The sequence below is a fragment of the Colwellia sp. F1 genome (assembly GCF_056238625.1).
In genome coordinates this window covers 1-2417 of sequence record NZ_JBWDLI010000084.1, presented here as the reverse complement: position 1 = coordinate 2417, position 2417 = coordinate 1, and the positions used below count along the sequence as shown (strand labels likewise).

The following is a 2417-nucleotide window of genomic DNA, read 5'->3' as shown; positions in this document are numbered from 1 at the left end:
TAAAAATTATGTTATGTTTATACATGCTAGCCTCCAGTTTTAGTTGTTTAACACACTAATTATGGCTCTGGTTTTACTAACCCACGAATTTGGAGGCTAGCACCTCGTGGGGAGTCATTATGTCTAGGTATATCAATGAAGTTAATACTAATTTCTATCGTACTATTTGTTAGCTCTTGTTCTTTAGTCACAAATAATGAAGCGGCTTTACCAACTAACCTTGCAGGTGTTTGGTTGAGTAGTGACGCAAAATTAACCGAGCATATTTTGGTAAGTGGTGTTGCTCTTTACTTGATGGAAGATGGGTCTGGGGCAATTTTTGCTGCACCTCCAATGCTTGGTAGTCGTATAATGGCTTCTTATGATATTGAATCTCAAATAATCTCTTATAATGAGTTGGATTCTAGTGGAAAGATCGTAAGGCAAGGTACTTTAAAGTATGTACCCAATGATAATGCTTTAATTTTTCAATCAGAAAAAAACATTGCGTTAAATAAACAAACTGATGTAATACCTAGTAAAACAAAGCGATTGCTTGGGTTGTAGGTGTATGATATATATAATAAAAACATCACAAGGATTTAAAAATCTTGGCTCGGCTCGTACCTCGCCAATTTTAGCCAATCTTTTTAAACCATTTATGCAAGCGTTATATTTACACCTATCATCATCTAACTCAAATATAGTTATTTGATTTTCCATATTCAAACTCCGCTTAAAACACAAAATACTTAATTTGAGTTGAGGTTTTACTGAGTTGATGTAAACTCAATTTATTATATTTGATTTTTGTTGGTTTTTGTTGGTTTTTGTTGATTTTGGTGATTTATGGCAAGAGTAAGAGTCCCCGTACCCTTTAATACTTTGATGGAAAAAACATCTCCTCAAGAGTTTCTCCTATTACTTCCTAAGTACAAAGCAACCGATCCAAAAGGGAATTATCTTCATTGGGATAAATTTAAATGGAAAGTGGATAAAGAGGATGATGAAGACTCTGCTTGGGTTGCAACAAAGTTATCTAGAAAAACAATTACGAAGTATATTCATTCTTTGAAAGGAAAAAACGAGAATGAAGCTTTTAGTTATTGTGTACCTGATTCTTTATTTTCTCAACTTCATCATATAGATAAATTAACTGGTGGTGGGCATTCCATTGGTGATGGTTCCTTTATCACAGCAAGAGAAAAAGATCGGTATTTAGTTAAAAACTTAATGATGGAAGAAGCAATAACTTCATCTCAATTAGAAGGTGCTTCAACCACAAGAAAAGTTGCTAAAGATATGTTGGAAAATAATAGGAAGCCTTCTGACAAATCAGAGCAAATGATTTTTAACAACTACCTTTTAATGAAAAAGGTAGTTGAGAGAAAAGATGAAGAGCTTACTATTGCCCTTATGCTAGAGCTACATGCAGTAGCAACTCACGAAGCTATTGACAATAATGCAATTCCTGGGGAATTACGTGAAGATAATGATATAACAGTAAAAAATAATTATAATGAGATTGCCCATGAGCCGCCTTGTTATAAATCTTTAAAAGAGCGGTTAACTTGTTTATGTGACTTTGCTAATGAATGTAATGACGGTGAAAATAGTGATAAATTTATACACCCTCTAATAAAAGCAATCATATTGCATTTTATGATTGGTTATATACATCCATTTGGAGATGGGAACGGCAGAACAGCAAGAGCGCTATTTTACTGGTTTATGTTAAAAAGTGGATATTGGTTATTTGAATACGTTTCAATCAGTAAGTTAATACAAGAAAAAAGAAGTGACTATGATACTGCATACATATATACAGAAACTGATGAATTAGATTTAACATACTTTATCTATCATCAAACAGATATTGTAAGGAAAGCTGTTGATGCACTTCAAAGTCACATTGAAAGTAAAAAAAGTGAATTTTATCAGTTTATGGAGTGGATTGAGAAAAGCCCTTTATCTAAAAAACTAAAGCGTGCGCAACTAGAGCTATTAAAAGACGCAATTAAAGAGCCCGGAAGAATATTTACCTCTAGACAAGTTTCTGCTGACTTCGATATTAATGAAGGTACAGCAAGAACATATCTAAATGGTTTAGTTGATGAAGATCTACTTATGCCAACGAAAAGTAAAAAAGGAAAAACAATTTTATATCTAGCACCTCAAGGGCTTAGGGACAAATTGAAAATATAACGGGACAAATTGAAAATATAACAAGTCATTTCAGCAGGACAAAAAACAGCTGGTTTTTGCTCCTACCTCGCTAATTTTAACCAGCTATTTTATTGCCTCTGAATGAGGCGTTGGTATGACTCCCCACGTCAAGTTAAACCATAAAAATCTCTGCTTTTTTTCGAGCCATATTCGCTTTATGTTTAAAAAATGAGTTAACGCAGTAGATGAAGCAAGTAATTTCGTCGGTTATC

General features: G+C 33.4%; 2 protein-coding genes. Both read left to right on the top strand.

Annotated elements, in window-relative coordinates:
• The first annotated feature begins 135 nt into the window (after positions 1 to 135).
• Positions 136 to 546 (top strand): hypothetical protein, encoded by a 411-nt coding sequence (locus tag AC0UA9_RS17490; protein WP_475662031.1) that lies wholly within the window; start codon positions 136 to 138, stop codon positions 544 to 546.
• 282 nt (positions 547 to 828) lie between these two features.
• Positions 829 to 2184: a Fic family protein gene (locus AC0UA9_RS17485; protein WP_475662030.1), complete on the top strand. Its 1356-nt coding sequence runs from the start codon at positions 829 to 831 to the stop codon at positions 2182 to 2184.
• The last annotated feature ends 233 nt before the right edge of the window (positions 2185 to 2417 follow it).

Coding starts and splice junctions, on each gene's coding strand:
- AC0UA9_RS17490 (WP_475662031.1), top strand. CDS start 136: ATGAAGTTAATACTAATTTCTATCGTACTATTTGTTAGCTCTTGTTCT.
- AC0UA9_RS17485 (WP_475662030.1), top strand. CDS start 829: ATGGCAAGAGTAAGAGTCCCCGTACCCTTTAATACTTTGATGGAAAAA.